The sequence below is a fragment of the Bradyrhizobium arachidis genome (genome assembly GCF_015291705.1).
Taxonomy (GTDB): domain Bacteria; phylum Pseudomonadota; class Alphaproteobacteria; order Rhizobiales; family Xanthobacteraceae; genus Bradyrhizobium; species Bradyrhizobium arachidis.
In genome coordinates, this window is record NZ_CP030050.1 from 687,068 (window position 1) to 706,466 (window position 19,399).

General features: G+C 65.2%; 15 protein-coding genes and 1 pseudogene. 12 read left to right on the forward strand and 4 right to left on the reverse strand.

Annotated features, from left to right (window positions below; all coding sequences use genetic code 11):
- Positions 1 to 34: 34 nt before the first annotated feature.
- A complete protein-coding gene (locus WN72_RS03215) occupies positions 35 to 1,426 on the reverse strand; it encodes a M48 family metalloprotease (RefSeq protein ID WP_244554007.1) in 1,392 nt (463 codons plus the stop codon).
- A gap of 131 nt (positions 1,427 to 1,557) precedes the next feature.
- Positions 1,558 to 2,318 (reverse strand): annotated as a pseudogene (locus WN72_RS03220) (thermonuclease family protein).
- 402 nt (positions 2,319 to 2,720) lie between these two features.
- Between WN72_RS03220 and WN72_RS03225 the strand changes: the two are divergent.
- The 5 genes from WN72_RS03225 (at position 2,721) to WN72_RS03245 (ending at position 9,165) form a co-directional block, all read left to right on the forward strand.
- Entirely contained in the window at positions 2,721 to 3,929 is a 1,209-nt protein-coding gene (locus tag WN72_RS03225; protein ID WP_027565008.1) for an ABC transporter substrate-binding protein, read from the forward strand.
- Between the two features lie 161 nt (positions 3,930 to 4,090).
- Entirely contained in the window at positions 4,091 to 4,879 is a 789-nt protein-coding gene (locus WN72_RS03230; RefSeq protein WP_092220437.1) for an enoyl-CoA hydratase, read from the forward strand.
- A 2-nt stretch (positions 4,880 to 4,881) separates the two neighbouring features.
- Positions 4,882 to 5,631, forward strand: coding sequence for a VOC family protein (locus WN72_RS03235; RefSeq protein WP_167381180.1), 750 nt, complete (start codon positions 4,882 to 4,884; stop codon positions 5,629 to 5,631).
- 187 nt (positions 5,632 to 5,818) lie between these two features.
- The gene (locus WN72_RS03240) at positions 5,819 to 7,933 is read left to right on the forward strand and encodes an acetate--CoA ligase family protein (protein ID WP_092220440.1); all 2,115 of its coding nucleotides are present in this window, start codon (positions 5,819 to 5,821) and stop codon (positions 7,931 to 7,933) included.
- 290 nt (positions 7,934 to 8,223) lie between these two features.
- Positions 8,224 to 9,165, forward strand: a complete 942-nt coding sequence (locus tag WN72_RS03245) for an IS110 family RNA-guided transposase (RefSeq protein ID WP_194482977.1) — start codon at positions 8,224 to 8,226, stop codon at positions 9,163 to 9,165.
- 77 nt (positions 9,166 to 9,242) lie between these two features.
- On the opposite strand, the gene WN72_RS03250 is transcribed toward WN72_RS03245, so the two are convergent.
- Both WN72_RS03250 and WN72_RS03255 read right to left on the reverse strand, forming a co-directional pair.
- Positions 9,243 to 10,052: an SDR family NAD(P)-dependent oxidoreductase gene (locus WN72_RS03250; protein WP_027564832.1), complete on the reverse strand. Its 810-nt coding sequence runs from the start codon at positions 10,050 to 10,052 to the stop codon at positions 9,243 to 9,245.
- A gap of 270 nt (positions 10,053 to 10,322) precedes the next feature.
- Positions 10,323 to 11,381, reverse strand: coding sequence for a polysaccharide deacetylase family protein (locus tag WN72_RS03255; RefSeq protein WP_092219320.1), 1,059 nt, complete (start codon positions 11,379 to 11,381; stop codon positions 10,323 to 10,325).
- Positions 11,382 to 11,546: 165 nt separating this feature from the next.
- Between WN72_RS03255 and WN72_RS03260 the strand changes: the two genes are divergently transcribed.
- From WN72_RS03260 to pstS, 7 genes are all read left to right on the forward strand, one after another.
- Entirely contained in the window at positions 11,547 to 12,941 is a 1,395-nt protein-coding gene (locus WN72_RS03260; protein WP_027564830.1) for an OmpA family protein, read from the forward strand.
- A gap of 2 nt (positions 12,942 to 12,943) precedes the next feature.
- A complete protein-coding gene (locus tag WN72_RS03265) occupies positions 12,944 to 13,240 on the forward strand; it encodes a hypothetical protein (protein WP_027564829.1) in 297 nt (98 codons plus the stop codon).
- Between the two features lie 320 nt (positions 13,241 to 13,560).
- Complete coding sequence (locus WN72_RS03270) at positions 13,561 to 14,151, forward strand: TetR/AcrR family transcriptional regulator (protein WP_027564828.1); 591 nt, start codon at positions 13,561 to 13,563, stop codon at positions 14,149 to 14,151.
- A complete protein-coding gene (locus WN72_RS03275; protein WP_092219314.1) occupies positions 14,148 to 15,074 on the forward strand; it encodes a haloalkane dehalogenase in 927 nt (308 codons plus the stop codon). The genes WN72_RS03270 and WN72_RS03275 overlap by 4 nt, the downstream gene beginning before the upstream one ends.
- A 616-nt stretch (positions 15,075 to 15,690) precedes the next feature.
- Complete coding sequence (locus WN72_RS03280) at positions 15,691 to 16,746, forward strand: putative bifunctional lysylphosphatidylglycerol flippase/synthetase (protein WP_027564826.1); 1,056 nt, start codon at positions 15,691 to 15,693, stop codon at positions 16,744 to 16,746.
- Positions 16,747 to 16,779: 33 nt separating this feature from the next.
- A complete protein-coding gene (locus WN72_RS03285) occupies positions 16,780 to 18,078 on the forward strand; it encodes an ATP-binding protein (RefSeq protein ID WP_092219312.1) in 1,299 nt (432 codons plus the stop codon).
- A 144-nt stretch (positions 18,079 to 18,222) separates the two neighbouring features.
- Positions 18,223 to 19,236: a phosphate ABC transporter substrate-binding protein PstS gene (gene pstS, locus WN72_RS03290; protein WP_092219332.1), complete on the forward strand. Its 1,014-nt coding sequence runs from the start codon at positions 18,223 to 18,225 to the stop codon at positions 19,234 to 19,236.
- Positions 19,237 to 19,399: the final 163 nt, after the last annotated feature.

The following is a 19,399-nucleotide window of genomic DNA, read 5'->3' on the forward strand; positions in this document are numbered from 1 at the left end:
TAGCTCGAGATCCCGGGTCCGCGCTTAGCGCGCGTCAATCCGCCACGATCTTCACGCGGTCGCGCACCTTCACCTGCGCGGTGCGATCGAGCCCGTTCAGCACGCGGAACCGCTCGGCGGGATGATCGACGCCGGCCATGCGGTGGGACAGCGATTCCACGGTGTCGCCCGGCTGCACCGTGATGACCTTGATGCGCAGCGGACGCGCGGCCTGGATCTCGTCGAGCGTCAGGCGGCGGAATGAGTTGACGGTCTCGCGGGCGTTGCGCTCGCTCTCGGTCGATTTCTGCCGGGCCGCGAAGATGAAGCGGTAGACGTCGCTGCCGAACCGCAGCGCGTAGACCTTGAACTGCCACTGGTCGCCCTTGGCGGTGACGGAGGCGGCCGGAAAACCGTTAATCGTGATGTCCTCGGTCGAAGCCTTCTCGACGCCCTCCATCCAGCCCGAATTGAGGTAATCGCCGAGCGACTGCTCGGCCGGCACACGCACGACGTCGAAGCGCATCGCCTGCGAGCCGCCGTCGCGCACGCCGATCACCGCCTGCGCGGTGTTGTCGAGTGTGAAATTGTCAGGCGCCTGGAAGGTGAAGCCGAGTTTCGGATGCAGGAATCTGCGGCCGCGGACGAAACCTTCGCTGGGATCTTCGCCATAAACGAGGTTGTCGATGGCGGCGAGATAGCTCTCGCGGTCGCGCTCAGCGCCCTCGGGCGCAGAATATTGCCGCGCGATGGTCTGCGCATTCTGCACGCGCTCCGGCGTTGCCGGATGCGACGAGGTGAAATCCTGCGCGCGCGGATCGAGCGAGGTCTTGCCGGCCTTCAGCTCGGCATTGCGCTCCATCGCCGAGAGGAAGCGTGCCGCACCATAGGGGTCGAAATGCGCCTTGGCGGAAATGCCGACGCCGATGCCGTCGGCCTCGAACTCCTGATTGCGCGAGAAGCTCGCCATGGTGAGCTTGGTTTTGGCGAGCGCGAGCGCGGTGAGATCGGGATCGTTGCTCATGTCGGTGACGACGCGGGTGACGACCGCGGCCTGGCGCGCCTGGTCTTCGCGCATCGCGGCGTGCTTGGACAGCACATGCGCCATCTCGTGGCTGAGCACGGAGGACAATTCCGAGGTGTCGCTCGCGAGCGCAAGCAGGCCGCGCGTGACATAGAGCTGGCCGTTCGGCAGCGCGAAGGCGTTCACCGCGCCGGAATTGAGGATGGTGACCTTGTAGCCCTGGTCGGGGCGGTCGGACGCCGCAACCAGCCGGTCGACGGTCTTGCTGACGAGCGCCTCGAGCTTGGGATCGTCATAGGTGCCGCCATAGCTCGCAAGGATGCGCTCGTGCTCCTTTTCGGTGGCGGGGGTCTGCGCGACGGCCGGCTTCGGCTTGGGTAGCGCAACGGTCGGCGGGGCGGCCGCGGTCTGGAACCGGTTCATGTCGCCGCAACCGGCGAGAAGGCCGCCCAGCGCAAGGCAAAGCGCGGCCGGCGCAGCCCGCAGGCGGCGGCAATCACCTCGTCCGTGCCGTTCTAGCACCCCATTCACGTCGATTAACCCGTGCCCGGCCCTTAAGGCCTTACCCCAGTAGGCTCGTTTGCGCCCAGCAATTCAACCTGTCCCAAGAGACGCACGTCGATACGCGGCCCCGTCGTTCCCTCAATCCAGCCCCGGACTCGAATCCGTTTATTCTCCAGGGACTTAAGGGCGATCCCCGCGCCCTCGAAGGTCGGTAACGCGCGCTTTGAAATAGTCACGGCAAAGCCGCGTGTCCAGTTCCGTCCGAAGTTGAGGTAGGTCGTTGCCCCAGCTTGCCGGACCGACAGGACTTTGCCCTCGACCACCATAAAGCGCCCGATCCCGGCCAAAATATCGTCCGAACTTTCCGCGTTTTTTATGGCCGACGGGTCAGCCCAGCTGCCCATTTTTTGGCGCCGCGCCCCGGCCTCCGACGCCATCAGGGCCGCGGCGCAGTCCTTGTCCGTGATCTCGCCGGAGACGATGGCGTCGCCCTGGGCAAGCAACATGGCCTGCACGGAGATGTCGTTTTCGCCGATGAACATGAGTGCGCCCTGCCGGCCGTAGCGGTCGGGCGTGTCGTCATTGCCGCGCAGGACCACGTCGCGTCCGGCGAGCAGCGATGTCAGCGCCTGCTTGGTCTTCGCCGTCGCCTCGATCCCGGAGAGGCGGACCTCGCGTCCGTCGTCAAGACGCACGCTGCGCGCATCGACGATTCCCGTGACGCGGCCCTCGCCCAGCGTATCGAATTGGCACGGCGCGGCGAGCGCCGTGTCACCGCGACGAGAAAAAATGCGACGATGGGATGAAGCAGTCGCGTCACGTGACCCGGAGAGGTTGCGTTACGCGATCATCTTAACTCAAACGTAGCGAACGACGAAGGGGCACTCGTAGGGTGGGCAAAGCGAAGCGTGCCCACGTCTGTGGTTCGTGGCGCCGGCTCGTGGGCACGGCGCGAAGAGTGCGAGCCCACCCTACGGCAGTTCGCGTGATGCTACGTAATGGCCTCACGCATCGCCTTGCTTCGCTCGCAATGACAACGCGGAAACATCTTGCGTCTTCCAGCCATTCCGCTTTGCGGAAAACATGGGCGTCAATCATGCGCGCGCAACGTCCCCGTGCTTGCTGCGCTGTCGCGCATGCGGCATGATCGCGGCAACAGCAAATAACCAAGCCGCCATCAGAGCAACGGCGCGATAACGGGAGGTCATTTTCCATGAAGCATATTTTGTCCGGCATTTTTGCCGCCGCGTTTGCCCTGAGCGCGAGCGCTGCGGCCCAGGCCCAGGACAAGCCGCCGCTGAAGATCGGCGGCATCCTCGACATGTCGAGCCTCTATGCCGACATCACCGGCCCCGGCAGCGAGACCGCGGCCAAGATGGCGGTGGAGGATTTCGGCGGCGAGGTGCTGGGACGCAAGATCCAGGTGCTCGCCGCCGACCATCTCAACAAGGCCGACCTGTCCGCCAACATCGCGCGCGACATGATCGACAATCAGGGCGTCGAGATGATCTACGACGTCGCGGCCTCCGCGACCGCGCTTGCCGCCGGCGAGATCGCGAAAGCGCGCAACAAGATCATCATGTTCAACGGCCCGGGCTCGATCCGTCTCACCAACGAGGCCTGCGGTCCCTACACCATCCATTACGTGTTCGACACGTTCGGCCAGGCCAACGTGACCGGCCTCGCGGCCGTGAAGTCAGGCCTCGACACCTGGTTCTTCCTCACCGCCGACTACGCCTTCGGTCAGGATCTGGAGAAGGACACCAGCGCCGTCGTGACCAAGACCGGCGGCAAGGTGCTCGGCAGCGTGCGCCATCCGCTCAACACGTCGGACTTCTCGTCGTTCCTCCTCCAGGCGCAGTCCTCCAAGGCCAAGGTGATCGGCCTCGCCAATGCCGGTGGCGACACCGTCAACGCGATCAAGCAGGCCGCCGAGTTCGGCATCACCAAGGGCGGTCAGAAGCTGTCGCCGTTGCTCGCTTTCGTCACCGACATCGATTCGATCGGGCTCGAGACCGCACAGGGCCTACTGTTGGCCGAAGCCTTCTACTGGGACATGAACGACGAGACGCGCGCGTTCTCGAAGCGCTTTCAAGAGCGCGTCAAGCGGCCGCCGACCTCGGCACAGGCCGGCGTCTATTCCTCCGTCACGCACTATCTGAAGGCGGTGAAGGCGGCGGGTACGACCGACGCCGCCGCGGTCATGAAGGTGATGAAGGAGACGCCGATCAACGACTTCTTCGCTCATAACGGCAAGATCCGCGAGGACGGCCGCATGGTCCACGACATGTACCTGTTCGAGGTGAAGAAGCCGTCGGAATCCAAGGGCCGCTGGGACGATTACAAGCTACTCGCCACCGTGCCCGGCAGCGAAGCGTTCCAGTCGCTGGAGCAGTCGCGCTGCCCGCTGGTGAAGAAGTGACGGCGTGACGCAAGTCACGCCGTCATCCCGGGGCTCACGAAGCGAGAGCCCGGGATCCATCGGGCGGCAATGACGGTCGAGAAATGGATTCCGGGCTCGCGCTTTGCGCGCCCGGAATGACGAAGTGAGAGAGTGGCGCCACAGAAAAAAGGCAAACACCCATGAACGACATGGTCCTGCAAAAGCTCGAAGGCGGGCTGCTCACCATCACCATGAATCGCCCGGAGCGGAAGAACGCACTCAACCCCGAGATGGTGGCCGGCCTCGTCGAGGCGGCGCGGCGCGCGGCTGACGATCCCGAGGTGCGCGCGGTGCTGTTCAAGGGCGCGGGCGGCTCGTTCTGTGTCGGCGGCGACGTCAAGTCGATGGCGGCCGGCCGCGCGCCGCTGCCGTTCGAGCAGAAGCTTGCGAACCTGCGCCGCGGCATGGAAGTCTCGCGCATCCTGCACCAGATGCCGAAGCCCGTGGTGGCGCAGCTCGACGGCGCCGCGGCCGGCGCCGGCCTGTCGATGGCGTTGTCCTGCGACCTGCGCATCGCCAGCGAGTCCTGCAAGATCACGACCGCCTTCGCAAAAGTTGGCTTCTCCGGCGATTACGGCGGCACCTATTTCCTGACCCAGTTGCTCGGCAGCGCGCGGGCGCGCGAGCTCTATCTGATGTCGCCGGTTCTCACCGCGAAGGAAGCGCACGCGATCGGCATGGTGACGAAGGTCGTGCCCGATGCCGAGATCGATACCGCCGCGCACGAGCTCGCGCTGTCGCTGGCGCAGGGTCCCTCGATCGCGCTCGGCTTCATCAAGCGCAACATCAACAATGCCGAGCATCTGGCGCTGGAAGATTGCTTCGATGGCGAGGCGATCCACCACACCCGCTGCGGCGACACCGAGGACCACAAGGAGGCCGCAAAGGCCTTCGTCGAGAAGCGCAAGCCGACCTTCAAGGGCGCATGACGATGGCGCCCTATATGCGGCTGCGGCAGATCTGCCTCGTCGCGCCGCAGCTTGCGCCCGTGATCTCGGATATCGCGGAGATCATGGGCCTTTCCGTCTGCTATCGCGACGGCAACGTCGCCAAATACGGCCTGGAGAACGCGCTGCTCCCGGTCGACACGATCCTGCTGGAGGTGGTGGCGCCGTTCAAGGGCGGCACCGCGGCCGGCCGCTTCATCGAGAAGACCGGCGGCCGCGGCGGCTACATGGCGATCTTCTGCTGCGACGATCCGGATGAGCGTGGACGCAACGCCAATGCGCTTGGCGCGCGTACGGCGAACGTGATCGATCATGCGCCCTATCACGGCGTCCAGCTCCACCCCCGCGACTGCCGCGCCGCCTTCATCGAGTTCAACCACACCGAAGGCAGCGATGACATCTTAGGTCCGTACCCGCCGGCCGGGCCCGGCTGGCAAAAGTTCATCCGCAAGGATGTCACCGAGGCGCTGACTGCGGTGGAGATGCAGAGCCCTGATCCGCAGGGGCTGGCGGAGCACTGGGGCAAGATCATCGGCGTTGCGCCGAGTGGCGAGGCCGAATTGAAGCTGCCCAACGCCACCTTCCGCTTCGTCAAGGGCGCCAGCGAGATCATGAGCGCGCTGGAGTTCCGGGTAGTCGACGTTGCAAGCGTGCTGCATGCGGCCAAGGCGAAGGGGCTGGCAGTGGCGGGCAATGAGTTTTTGCTGGGCGGCGTGACGTTCCGCGTGAGTTGATTCCTTCGTAGTGATCCGTCACCCTGAGGTGCTCGCCTCTTCGGCGAGCCTCGAAGGGCGACGGCCACCGGCGGGGCCGTTCATCCTGCGAGGCTCCCCGCACGGTGCGTTGCACCGCGCGGCTCGCACCTCAGGATGACGGATAACGGTGCTGCGGATGCAAAGAAGAACAAGAAGGGGTCACGCCATGCCGCATCCGCTCGACAGCTTCTTTGCCCCCGCAAGCATCGCGCTGATCGGCGCCTCGCGCGATCACGAGAAGATCCCGGGGCGGCTCCTGTCGATGCTGCGCAAGAACGAGTATCCCGGCAAAATCTATCCGGTGAACCCGAACTATACCGAGATCGACGGGCTCGCCTGCTACAAATCGATCGCGGAGATCGGCGCGCCGATCGATCTCGCCGTCATCATCATTCCCGCCCGCGCGGTCCTGCCCGCGCTCGAGCAATGCGCCGCCGCCGGCGTGAAGAACGCCGTCATCATCTCCTCCGGTTTTGCGGAAGAAGGCGGCGACAGCGCGGCGATGCAGGATGCGATCGCGGCGCTGGCGAGGCGCACCGGCATGCGGATATCAGGCCCCAACGCCGAGGGCTTTTTCAGCCAGGTGCAGCGCGTCGCCGCGACCTTCAGCCCCGCGGTGGACGTCAAGCCTGATGTGGTGCCGCTGGTCGCCACGACGAAGCGGATCGGCATCGTCGCGCAGAGCGGCGGCATCGGCTTTGCGTATTATCATCGTGCCAAGGCGCTCGGCATCGCCGTGAGCTACGTCGTCAGCGCCGGTAACGAATCCGATCTCGGCGCCGGCGAGTTCCTGGACTACCTGGTGCAGGACGCCGCGACCGACGTGATCCTGTTGTTCATCGAGGGCATCCGCGACGTCGAAAAATTCCTCGCGGCCGCGCGGCGCGCCGGGGAGATGAAGAAGCCCGTCATCGTCACGAAAGTCGGCCGCTCCGGCGCCGGGATGCGCGCCGCGGCCTCGCACACCGCAAGCATGGCGGGATGGTCAGCGGCTTACGACGCCGTGTTCGCGAGGTACGGGTTCATCGTCTCGAACGATCTCGACGAGGCGCTGACGATCGCGGCGGTGCTGGCGAGCAATCCGCTGCCGCAAGGCGATCGCGTCGCGGTGGTCACCGTCTCCGGCGGCGCCGGTATCTGGGGCGCCGACGCGGTGGCGCTGCGCGGCCTGCAGGTCCCCGAATTGTCCGAACGGATCCAGACGGAGATTAAGACGCTGATGCCGTCCTACGGCACCGCGCGCAACCCTATCGATGTCACCGCGCAAGGCGTCACCTCCGGCGGCTTGCAAAAGAGCGTCGATCTGCTGACTGCCTCCAACGAGGTCGATGCGATCCTGGTCGTGCTGTCGCTGTCGAGCGAGGTGCGCAAGCCCTTCAAGGAGGAGGAGCTGACGCCGGTGCTGGCGGCGCAGAAGAAGCCGGTGGTGTTCTATTCCTACACGGTGCCGTCCGACTTCGCGCGCCGCGAGCTCGCCAAATCCGGCGTCGTCGTGCTCTCGGGGCTCACCCATGTCGGCGTCGCGATGCGGCAGCTCGTCGATTACGCAAAATTCAGCCTGCCGAAGCCCGCGGACGAGACGCGGCTGCCGGCGCGCGATCTCTCCGCGCATCTGATCTCAAAGGCTCTGTCCGAGGCCGACAGCAAGGCGCTGCTCCGCGCCGCCGGCATCGCGCTGCCGGACGAGGTGCTGGTGCAGGAAAAAACCGGGCTCGACGATGCGGTCGCTAGAATCGGCTTTCCGCTGGTGATGAAGATCCAGTCGCCCGATATCGCGCACAAGAGCGAAGTCGGCGGCGTGCGCGTCAACATCACCACCAAGGGCGAGGTGTTTCTGGCGTTCGAGGCGTTGCTGGCCAATGCGCGCAAGCACAAGCCGGAGGCGACGCTCCAGGGCGTGCTCGTTGGCCCGATGGCCAAGCGCGGCGTCGAGATCATCGTCGGCACCATGACGGACGCGACCTTTGGCCCGATGGTCATGGTCGGCCTCGGCGGCATCACCACGGAGTTGTTCCGCGACGTCGTCTATCGCCCGGCGCCTGTCAGCGCGGAGGAGGCGGGCGCAATGCTGGCGGGCCTGAAAGCCACGCCGCTGTTGAATGGTTTTCGCGGAGCGGCAAGAGCGGATGTGCCGGCGCTATCGCAGTTGATCGCCGATATCTCCGTGCTCGCCGCACGGCATGCGCAGGAGATCGCGGAGATCGAGCTCAACCCGGTGCTGGTGCACGCCGAAGGGCACGGCGTGACCATCGTCGATGCGCTCGTTGTGGGGCGGAAGTAGCGTGCAGGGCGCAGCTGTCGTCCCGGACAAGCGAAGCGCCGATCCGGGACCCATAACCCCAGGAAGATGTGGTTACGGGGACTCGGGGTTATCGCTTTCGCGCCGCAACTCCTCCCCGTGGTTATGGGTCCCTGTGTCTTGGAAGTCTGTCAGGATGGGTTGGGCGGGAAGCCGTTGGGTCCTTGGCGCTTGACGCCGTGAGCCGGCTCGGTCTCCCGCCCGTTCCATTACCAACCTGAACAGTTGCACGAGGCTGCGCCAACAGACCTCGCATCACAGGGACAGGCACCGTGATCATACCCCTTCGTTGCGTCGGAATCGACGTCTCCAAACAATATCTCGATATCTTCGATGAAGGCCTGGGCGTGCCGGAGCGCATCGCCAACGCGACGCAGGCCATCACCCAGATCGCGGCGCGTTGGCGATGCGATGTGCTGGTCGTCTTCGAGGCCACGGGTGTTTATGACCTCGAGCTTCGCGAAGCGCTGAGCGAGGCCGGCATCCGTTTCGCCCGGATCAACCCGGCCCGGGCTCGTGACTTCGCGCGCGCCAGCGGGCAGCTCGCCAAGACCGACCCGATCGACGCGCGAATGCTGGCAGCCTTTGCGCGGGCCATGCAGCCAGCAACCGAGCCGACTGCCAATCCCGCCCGCAACGCCTTGGCGGGACTTGCAAAACGGCGAGATCAGCTGGTTCGCATGCGCGCGCAGGAGAAGAACCGGCGCAGCGAGACCGACGACCGTGCCATGGCCGAGCGCATCGGTCGCCTCATTGAAGTCCTCGACGGCGAGATCGCCGAGATCGAGGCCGACATCAGGGGACTAATCAAAGCCGAGCGAGAGATTGCGGACGATGCGCGATTGATGCGCTCACTGCCTGGCGTGGGTCCCGTGGCTTGCATGCAACTCATCGCGAAGATGCCGGAACTCGGACATGTGGGAGCCAAGCAGATCGCGGCGCTCGCCGGCCTGGCTCCCTTCAACGTCGACAGCGGAGCCTTCCGCGGCAAACGCAAGATTGCCGGCGGCCGAAAGCGCGTCCGTGAGGCCCTCTACATGGCTGCGCTCAACGCGGTTCGCAGGGCCGATCCGTTCAAGGCCTTCTACGCACGGCTGCGACGGGCCGGCAAACCAGCCAAGCTCGCCCTCATTGCCGTCGCCAGGAAGCTGCTAACGGTCCTCAATGCCATGATGCGTGACAGAAAGCCGTACCTGAAAGCCAACCCAACATAACAGTTGCCGGATCGGCGCTCCGCTTCGCTTCGCTTGTCCGGGACGACACTGAGTGTGACGTGAGAGCCTCGAGCCCCTCAGCTGTCCCACCCGCTCCCCTTGATCCCGGGGTTGGCATAGACGATGCCGCCATCGACCGCGATGGTCGCGCCCACGACGTAATCGCCTGCGCGCGAGGCGAGATAGATCGCGGCGCCCGCCATATCCTCGTCGGTGCCGATGCGCCCGGCGGGCACGCGGGTGGCGACCTCGTCGCCATGGTCGCGGGCGGCGCGGTTCATGTCGGACTGGAACGGGCCCGGCGCGATCGCCGTGACCACGACGTGGTCGGAGATCAGCTTCACCGCCATGCGCCGGGTCAGATGGATCAGCCCGGCCTTGCTCGCGGCGTAGGAATAGGTCTCCATCGGATTGACGAAGATGCCGTCGATCGAGGCGATGTTGATCACCTTCGCCGGCCGCTCGGCGGAAGCTGCTGCGCGCAGCGGCGCGGCGAGCGCCTTGGTCAGGAAGAACGGCGCCTTGACGTTGAGGTTCATCACCTTGTCCCAGCCGCTCTCCGGAAATTCGTCGAACTCCGCGCCCCAGGCCGCACCGGCATTGTTGACGAGGATGTCGAGCTTGGCCTCGCGCTTCTTGAATTCGCCGGCGAGCAGCTCGGCGCCGGCCAGCGTCGAGATGTCGATCGGCAGCGCGATGCATTCGCCGTCATAGCGTGCGGAGAGCTCCTTTGCGGTCTCCTCGCATGGTCCGGCCTTGCGCGCGGTGATGTAGACCTTCGCCGCGCCGGCGCTCAAGTATCCAGCCGCAATCATCTTGCCGATGCCGCGCGAGCCGCCGGTGACGAGCGCGATGCGGCCTTTGAGCGAGAACAGGTCGTTGAACATGGTTGCCTCCCTGGGGGTTGGGAGGCTGTGTGAGCCGCTGGCAAATGAGAGTCAAGGAACGCGCCGGGATGGGAGTGTGGCGCAGTGGCGATCCAACTCACTCGGTGTCGTCCCTGCGAACGCAGGGACCCATAACCACAGGGAGCAGTTTGGCGAAGACTAGTCGTTCGGCATTTCGACCAACCCCACTCGATGGATTCCGCGGTATGGGTCCCTGCGCCACGTGCGCAATTGCGCACTAGGCAGGGACGACAGCGGAGATTGGAGCAGCTACGCCGCCGCGATCCGGCGAAAGCCGTTCCACATCGCAGTCGCAGCGCCAGAGGTCAGCACCGGCAGGATGCGCGTGTCCTGGTAATTGCCGTTGAGCGAGACGCGCGGCAGCGCGGTCATGTGGCCGGCATTCTCGGCGAACAGCATGCCGGGCCGCGTCGTCACCGCGGTCTTGAAGCCGGCGGATGCGGCAAGGGCGAATTCGCGGTCGCCCGCGGCTTCACGATCGCCGTAGGGATAGGCGAAATGCAGCACGGGGCGCCCTAAGGCCTGCTCGATCCGTGCGCGGCTCACCGCCATCTCCTGCGCGGCGATGTCCTCGGCCTGCTTGGCGAGATTGCAATGGCTGATGGTGTGGGCGCCGATCGTAACCAGCGGATCGGTCGCAAACGCCTTCACCTCGTCCCAGGTGAGGCACAGGCTGCGGCACAGCGCTTCCATGTCGACGCCGTATGTGGTGCAGAGCTGCTCGATCTCGCGCTTGAGGTCGTGCTCGCCCGGCAGCGCGCGCAGCCAGTCGTGCAGGCGGTCGAACGCGGCCTGCTTTGCGGCCGGCGTGCTCGCATCGAGGCGCAGAGCGGAATTGCCGATCTGAACGTCGATCTGCTCGGCCTTGGCGATGACGGCCTCCAGCGCCGCCCACCACAGCCGTCCGGATCCTTCCGCGAAATCGCTCGCGACATAGACCGCCAATGGCGCGTCAAATTCGCGCAGCACCGGCAGCGCGTAGTCCACATTGTCGCGATAGCCGTCGTCGAGCGTGAAGGCGGCGAAGCGGCGGTCGAACCGGCCTTGGACCAGCCGCTCGTGCAGCTCGTCCATGCCGACGATGTCGATGTCGCGTGAGCGCAGATGGCACAGCGTGGCGCGGAGGAATTCGGGGGTGACTTCGAGATGCCGGTTCGGCTGGAACGCGCCCTCGCGGGCCGGCCGCACGTGGTGCAGCATGAAAATGGCGCCGACGCCCGACAGAAGCGGGCGCAACAGGTGGTGCGCCCCGCTGAAATAGAGTGCTCCCAGCCCGGCGCGGATGACGTTATTGCGGAGTTGTTTCATTGCAGGCTGGCAGACCCCAGGCATTCCGCCCTCAACTTAGGGTGGGACCCTTGAAGAAAAAGTTATTCCAATTGTCCAGGCAGGGCCTTCGGAAGGACGCCATTTCCGGTTTGACAGCCCGCCAAGGGTTTGTTTTGTCTCCGGTTCCAGAGTTCGGGTCGTCGAATGCAGAAGCTTTTCTTGTGGGCCAGCAAATGGTGGCCGGGGCTCATCCCCCTGGCCGTCATGTGGGGATTTGCGGCCTGGAATAATACCTTGCCGGTCGAGGCGGACCTCTCCGCCCGCAGCACGGCAGCGCTCAAGGACACCGTCTTGGACAAGACCCGGATCACGGTGGACGGTCGCGACGTCAGCCTGGCCGCGGAGGCCTTTTCCGAGGAAGGGCGCCGCGACGCCGTGATGGCGGTCGAGATGGTTCCCGGCGTGCGTCTGGTCGACGACCTCACCCGCCTTGTTCCTGAAGCAAAACCTTTCGTCTGGAATGCCGAACGCGACGTGGTGCGGGTGACGCTGTCGGGCTCCGCGCCGTTGCCCTCGATGAAGCAGCGGCTGACCGAGGCCGCCCGCAAGGAGGTCAATGGGGTCGAGGTCGCCGATCAGATGGGCCTGGCGCGCGGGGCGCCGCCGCGGTTCGAGGCGGCCGCGATGCTGCTGCTCGACCAGATCGGCAAGCTCAAGGACGGCAAGATCACGATCACTGATACCAAGGTCAATCTGTCGGGCATGGCGCGCGAGCTCGGCGGCCGCGAGGCGATCGCCGCCGCGCTCAAGAACCTGCCCGAGGGCTTCTCGGTCGCCGCCAACGACATCAAGGCGCCGCCCTACATCTTCCAGGCCTACAAGGACCCGGTCGCCGCGACCGTGACACTGACCGGCTACGTGCCCGACAACAACGTGCATGCGGCGATCGCGACCAGCGCGTCGCGCAAATTCTTCGGCGAGAAGGTCGTCGACAATCTCAAGGCCAGCATCGGCGCGCCCGGCTCGTTCAACACCGCCGTGGTCGCGGCGCTCGGCGCGCTGTCGCGGCTGTCGACCGGCACGCTCGTCGTCTCCGATCGCGAGGTGAAGCTGTCGGGCGATGCGCTCTATGAGGGCGCCGCCAACGACATCCGTGCAGGGCTCGGCAAGGACTTTCCGAAGAACTGGCAATACAAGCCCGAGATCACCGTGAAGCCTGCCGCCGGCCCAGTCGACGGCACCGTCTGCCAGCAATTGTTCACCGAGCTCCTGAACAAGGGCAAGATCCGCTTCGCGACCAAGCGCGCCGACATCGATCCGGATTCCGCCGGCATTCTCGATCACCTCATCGAGACCGCGCTACGCTGCCCCACCACCAATATCGAGGTCGCCGGCCACACCGATGCCGACGGCGAGGATTCCTTCAACCAGGCCCTCTCGGAGAAGCGCGCGCAGGCGGTGATCGACTATCTGGTCAAGGCCGGCCTGCCCGCCACCCGCTTCACCGCGGTCGGCTACGGCGCCACGCAGCCCCTTGCCGGCAACGACACCGACGACGGCAAGGCGCAGAACCGCCGCATCGAATTTCTGGTGAGGTGACGATGCCCTATCTCGTCTCATTCCACATGGGCTGGCTGATCGGTTCGCTGCTGCTCGGCTTTTGCATGGGCTGGATCTCGGTGGTCCAGCGCGGCAACGGCACTTCGAAAGTGACCGCGCGCTGGCTCGCCGTGCTCGTCGCAGGCCTCGTCGCGGTCTCGTTCGCGCATGTCGTCCCCGGTCGCTTCGGCTACTGGCTCGACCTCGGCCTGATCATGTTCGCCTGCTATCTCGTCGGCTGCACCATCGGTGCCTTGCTGCGCGACCGCGTGGTGTCGCGGAGCCAGCCTGTGGCTTGAGACCCTGGTTCGAGTCATTTGAGTGAGGTAGCCACCGCTCTCTCGCTCCCTCCCCCCTTGCGGGGGAGGGTCGGGGAGAGGGGTACCACACGGGGGACTCTTTCCGTGGCGCACTCACACTCGATGCAATAATCGGTACCTGTTCCTGGGCTACCCCTCTCCCTAACCCTCTCCCGCAAGGGGGGAGGGAACGTACCTTCATCGGGCGACAGACGAGGGCTAATTCCCAGATCCAACAATAACGGTCAGATCGGGATGTGAAGTTACGATGCGCTTAGAGCACGCTTGACATCAATACGTACGTACGTATTATTCAGTTCATGCCAAAACCCTCGCTCAAAGACGCCATCCTCGATGCCGGCCTGAAGGTCATGTTCCGGACCGGCTATCATGGCACCAGCGTGCGCGACGTCACCGCTGCGGCGGGCGCGCCGCAGGGGTCGTTCACCAACCATTTCCGCTCCAAGGAGGCGTTCGCCTCCGAGGTGCTCGACCGCTATTTCGGCGTCACCAGGGGATTGGTCGCCGAGGCGCTGGAGGACACCTCACTGACGCCGCGGGCGCGGCTGAAGCGCTATCTCGACATCATCAGCGGCCGGCTCGAGGCCGACGGCTACGGCCGCGGCTGCCTGATCGGCGACCTCAGCCTGGAGGCCACCGGCAGCAGCGAGCTGCTGCGCGCGCGCCTTGCCGAGATTTTTGCCGAATGGCGCGTGCCGTTCGCCGCCTGCATCAGGGATGCCCAGACCAGCGGTGAGATCGCCTCCGATTTCGCGCCCGAGGAGCTCGCCGATTTCCTGCTCGCATCCTGGCAGGGCGCCATCCTGCGCATGAAGGTCGACCGCAATCCCAAAGCGCTCGAGCGATTCAAGACCATCGCATTCCAAACCGTGTTCAAGGAGCTGACATGACCAAGCAGATCGAGATCCGCACAGCGTCCGTCCTGGGAAGCAACATGGCCTATCGCGAGGCGGGCGCGGAAGGCGCGCCGGTCGCGCTGTTCCTGCACGGCAATCCGACCTCGTCGCACATCTGGCGCAACATTTTGCCGCTGGTGTCGCCGGTCGCGCATTGCATCGCGCCAGACCTCATCGGCTTCGGCCAGTCCGGCAAGCCCGACATCGCCTACCGCTTCTTCGATCATGTCCGCTATCTCGACGCGTTGATCGACGAGCTCGGCATCTCCTCGGCCTATCTCGTCGCGCAGGACTGGGGCACCGCGCTCGCATTCCATCTCGCCGCGCGCAGGCCTGAGCTCGTGCGCGGACTTGCCTTCATGGAGTTCATCCGGCCGATGCCGACCTGGCAGGATTTCCACCACACCGATGTCCCGGAGGAGCAGGATCACGCCGAGGCGGCGCGGGCCGTGTTTCGCAAGTTCAGGACGCCGGGCGAGGGCGAGGCCATGATCCTCGAGGCGAACGCCTTCGTCGAGCGCGTCTTGCCCGGCGGCATCGTGCGCAAGCTCGCCGAGGACGAAATGGCGCCCTATCGCGCGCCGTTCCCGACGCCGGAAAGCCGCCGGCCCGTTCTCGCCTTCCCGCGCGAGCTGCCGATCGCAGGCGAGCCTGCCGATGTCTACGCGACGCTGCAATCCGCGCATGCGGCGCTGGCCGCATCATCCTATCCAAAGTTGCTGTTTTCGGGCACTCCCGGCGCGCTGGTTGCGCCGGAATTCGCCGAGCGGTTCGCGGCCTGGCTGAAGCACTGCGCGCTGGTCCGGCTGGGCGCGGGATTGCACTTTCTCCAGGAAGATCATCCTGAGGCGATCGGCCGCTCCGTCGCAGGCTGGATCGCCGGCATCGAGGCGATGCGTCCGCAGCTCGCGGCCTGAGAGGCGCAGGCCGCCCTTGGTGGCCGCTCCAAGAGGCCCCAAGGCAATGCCTTGGCGTGGCGAAGCGTCAGGTGAGGGTTTTCTCCTCTGGGGGCCCTCGATTACGGAGATACCCTCTCCCCAACCCTCCCCCGCAAGCGGGGGAGGGAGCATACCTCCGTCGTGGCGTGCCTGGGATCAGAGTGTTGCGCTGCGGTGCACGCCCGCGATCTCCGCAGCCTGTCGGCGCGCCGGAAAATCTGTGTACGCCTTTCGCCCTCTTTCAACCGGCAGGCGCGCCCCATAGATTGATTTCGGCTTAAGGCGTGACGGAACATTGTGCGGCCGAAATCATCAAAACTTCATGGCGCTTGCGCAGGATTGCCATGGAGATTCGCCTCGAGCCTTGCCGCCGAAAGCGCCAAACCGTGCATCCGGAGTCCGCAACGTGCCTAAAACATTGAAGGCACGAGTTTTTGTTCGAATTGCTGAATTCCACTCGGCCCCAAAACGCGCTAGTGGAGGGGCGGGGGGCATGCGCGATGCCGGAGCCGGCGGCGAGGGTTCGTTGAGTGCCAGTGCGTCGTCCGCCTGTTCGCCGGCCACCCCGGCCGTTGAAGCGTTGTTCGAGGTCTAGATGCTGGAAGCCATACGCAGGGCGATGTCGTTTCTGCGCCAGAAGCAAATCCTGCACAAACTTGGAGTTGTGATCAGCGTCGCGGTCATCGGCATCGCTTGCTATGTGCTCTATCACATGCTGCGCGGCATCGACTTCAACGAAGTCCTCGAGGCGATCAAGAGCACCGAGCCGCGCCAGATTGCGATGGCGGCGCTGTTCGTCGCCGCTGGCTATTTCACCCTGACCTTCTACGACCTGTTCGCCGTGCGCGCGATCGGCCATTCCCACGTGCCCTATCGCGTCAACGCGCTCGCCGCCTTCACCAGCTATTCGATCGGGCACAATGTCGGCGCCAGCGTCTTCACCGGCGGCGCGGTGCGCTATCGCATCTATTCGGCCTATGGCCTGAACGCGATCGACGTCGCAAAAATCTGCTTCCTCGCCGGCCTGACCTTCTGGCTCGGTAATGCCGCCGTGCTCGGCCTCGGCATCTCCTATCATCCGGAGGCTGCCGCCTCGATCGACCAGCTCCCGGCCTGGCTGAACCGCACGCTGGCGATGATGATCATCGTGGCCCTTGTCGCCTATGTGGTCTGGGTCTGGACCCAGCCGCGCGTGGTCGGCCGCGGACCCTGGACCGTGGTGCTGCCCGGCGGCCCGCTGACGCTGCTCCAGATCGCGATCGGCATCGTCGATCTCGGTTTCTGTGCGCTCGCGATGTACGTGCTGGTTCCGGACGAGCCCAATCTCGGCTTCGTTGTGGTCGCGGTGATCTTCGTCTCGGCGACCCTGCTCGGCTTTGCCAGCCACTCGCCCGGTGGTCTCGGCGTGTTCGATGCCGCCATGCTGGTCGGCCTCTGGCAGATGGACCGCGAGGAACTCCTCGGCGGCATGCTCCTGTTCCGCGTCCTCTATTATCTGTCCCCCTTCGTCATATCTGTAATCTTGCTGACGTTTCGCGAAGTTATAATCGGCGCACGATCGAAGCGTTTGCAGCAGGCGGCGCTCAAGCTCGACCCCGGCCCGGCGCGTGAAGCCGCCTATGTGAGAGAGCGCAGCGACAGCGGCGCCTGACCTGCGCCGAGCCCATAGGAGAAGCCCGCACCGATGGCGATCGACGCCCCATCGTCTCCCTCAGCGCAGCCCTGGTCCGACCGGCTGCGCCATTCCACCGTCATCCTGATCGCCGCAGCGCTGGCGCTGTCGGTGGTAGTCTCGCTCGGCGAATTGTCGGTGATGCGCGCTGCGACCGTATTCCTCTGCATCGCCGCCGCGGCGCTGATCCCCTGGCGGTTGCACGACAATGCCGCCTCGCGCGACGACACCCGCCGCGTCAACCCGGTCGAAAGCGCGGCGGTCGCCGCAGTGGTCGCCGGCATGCCCGATCCGGCGGTGCTGCTCGACCGCGCCGGCCGCGTCATCCATCTCAATGCCGCAGCCGCCCAGCTCGCGCCGGCGCTGCGCAAGAACGAGCTCGCCCAGTTCGCACTGCGCTCGCCGGAGATCATCACAGCGCTACGCGAGTCGATCGCGACCACCGAGCCGCGGCGCGCCACCTATCTCGACCACGTCCCGGTCGACCGCTGGATGGAGCTGATCATCACCCCGGTGCCGGTTCCAACCAGCTTCGGCGGCGCCGACAAATGCATGCTAATGACTTTCCACGACCAGACGCCGCTGCGCCGGGTCGAGGAGATGCGCGCCGACTTCGTCGCCAATGCCAGCCACGAGCTGCGCACGCCGCTCGCCGCGCTGTCCGGCTTCATCGATACGCTGCAAGGCCAGGCCAAGGACGATCCGAAGGCGCGCGAGCGCTTCCTCGGCATCATGCACAACCAGGCCACCCGCATGGCGCGCCTGATCGACGACCTGCTGTCGCTGTCGCGCGTTGAATTGTCGGCGCATGTGCGGCCCGACACCCTGGTCGACCTGCTGCCGATCATCTTCCAGGTCGCCGACGGGCTGGAACCGCTGGCGCGGGAGCGCCAGGTCGAGGTCGAGACCCATCTGCCGGAGACCCCGGTGATGATCGCCGGCGACCGGGAGGAGCTGCTGCGCCTGTTCGAGAACTTGATCGAGAACGCGCTCAAATACGGCGCCTCGGGCGGACGTGTCATCGTGTCGCTGACGGTTCCGGCAGCCACTGATGGAACTCAGGAAATCCGGGTCCTGGTACGCGATTTCGGCCCTGGCATCGCGCCCGAGCACCTGCCGCGCCTGACCGAGCGGTTCTACCGGGTCGATGTCGGCGACAGCCGCTCGCAGGGCGGGACCGGGCTCGGATTATCGCTGGTGAAACATATTCTTAACCGTCACCGCGGCCGGCTTTTGATCGAAAGCGTGCCCCGGCAGGGCGCCACCTTCACCGCCTGTTTTCCCCAGGTGAAGACCCTGACACAGAGCTGAAAGCTAAACGATTTCAATCGTTTGACTGTGTCATCCGACTGTCACGAAACCTTCGTAAAAGCACAGCCGACTGCTCCTAAAGGGGCGGCGCGGGGAGCGCGATCGGGCGCGGATGGCGCTTCGCTCCCCTGTATGGAGACCAGCATGAATTTCATCAAAACTATCGTCGCTGCTGGCTTGGTCGCCGCAACGACGACGGCGGCGTTCGCTGCCGATATCACGGGTGCCGGCGCGACTTTCCCGTTCCCGATCTATTCGAAGTGGGCTGACGCCTACAAGAAGGAGACCGGCAACGGTCTGAACTATCAGTCGATCGGTTCCGGCGGCGGCATCAAGCAGATTCAGGCCAAAACCGTGACCTTCGGCGCCAGCGACGCGCCGCTCAAGGCCGAGCAGCTCGAGAAGGACGGCCTCGTTCAGTGGCCGATGGTGATGGGCGCGATCGTCCCCGTCGTCAACCTCGAGGGCGTCAAGGCCGGCGAGCTCGTGTTCGACGGCGAGACCCTCGCCAACATCTATCTCGGCAAGATCACCAAGTGGGACGACGCCGCGATCAAGAAGCTCAATCCGAACGTGAAGCTGCCGTCGGACGCGATCACCGTGGTCCGCCGCTCGGACGGCTCGGGCACCACCTTCAACTTCACCAACTACCTCTCCAAGGCCAGCGCGGACTGGAAGAGCAAGGTCGGTGAGGGCACCGCGGTCGAATGGCCGGTCGGCGTCGGCGCCAAGGGCAACGAAGGCGTGTCGGGCAACATCAGCCAGACCAAGAACTCGATCGGCTATGTCGAGTACGCCTATGCCAAGCAGAACAAGCTGACCTACACCGGTCTCGTCAACAAGTCCGGCAAGCCGGTTCAGCCGACTGTCGAAGCCTTCCAGGCGGCCGCTTCGAACGCCGACTGGGCCAAGGCTCCCGGCTACTACGTCATCCTGACCGACCAGCCCGGCGACAAGTCCTGGCCGATCACCGCGGCGACCTTCATCCTGATGCACAAGGAGCCGGCTGATAAGGTGGCGTCGAAGGAAGCCATCAAGTTCTTCACCTGGGCGTTCAAGAACGGCGCCAAGGCGGCCGAGGAGCTCGACTATATCCCGATGCCCGAGAGCGTCGTGAAGCTGATCGAGAAGACCTGGTCGGCCGACATCAAGAGCTAAGCTCTCCTGTTCCGGAAGGCGGCGCGGCTGCGAAAGCCGCGCCGCTGGTCCGGAGCTCTCGCGAACGATCGTTCTCCGGGCCGGTGCCGCAATGGCGAACCATCCGGGGCACGCGACAGCAACTTAAAAAAACGTATAGTCAGTACAGGGGATCGGCGTGGCA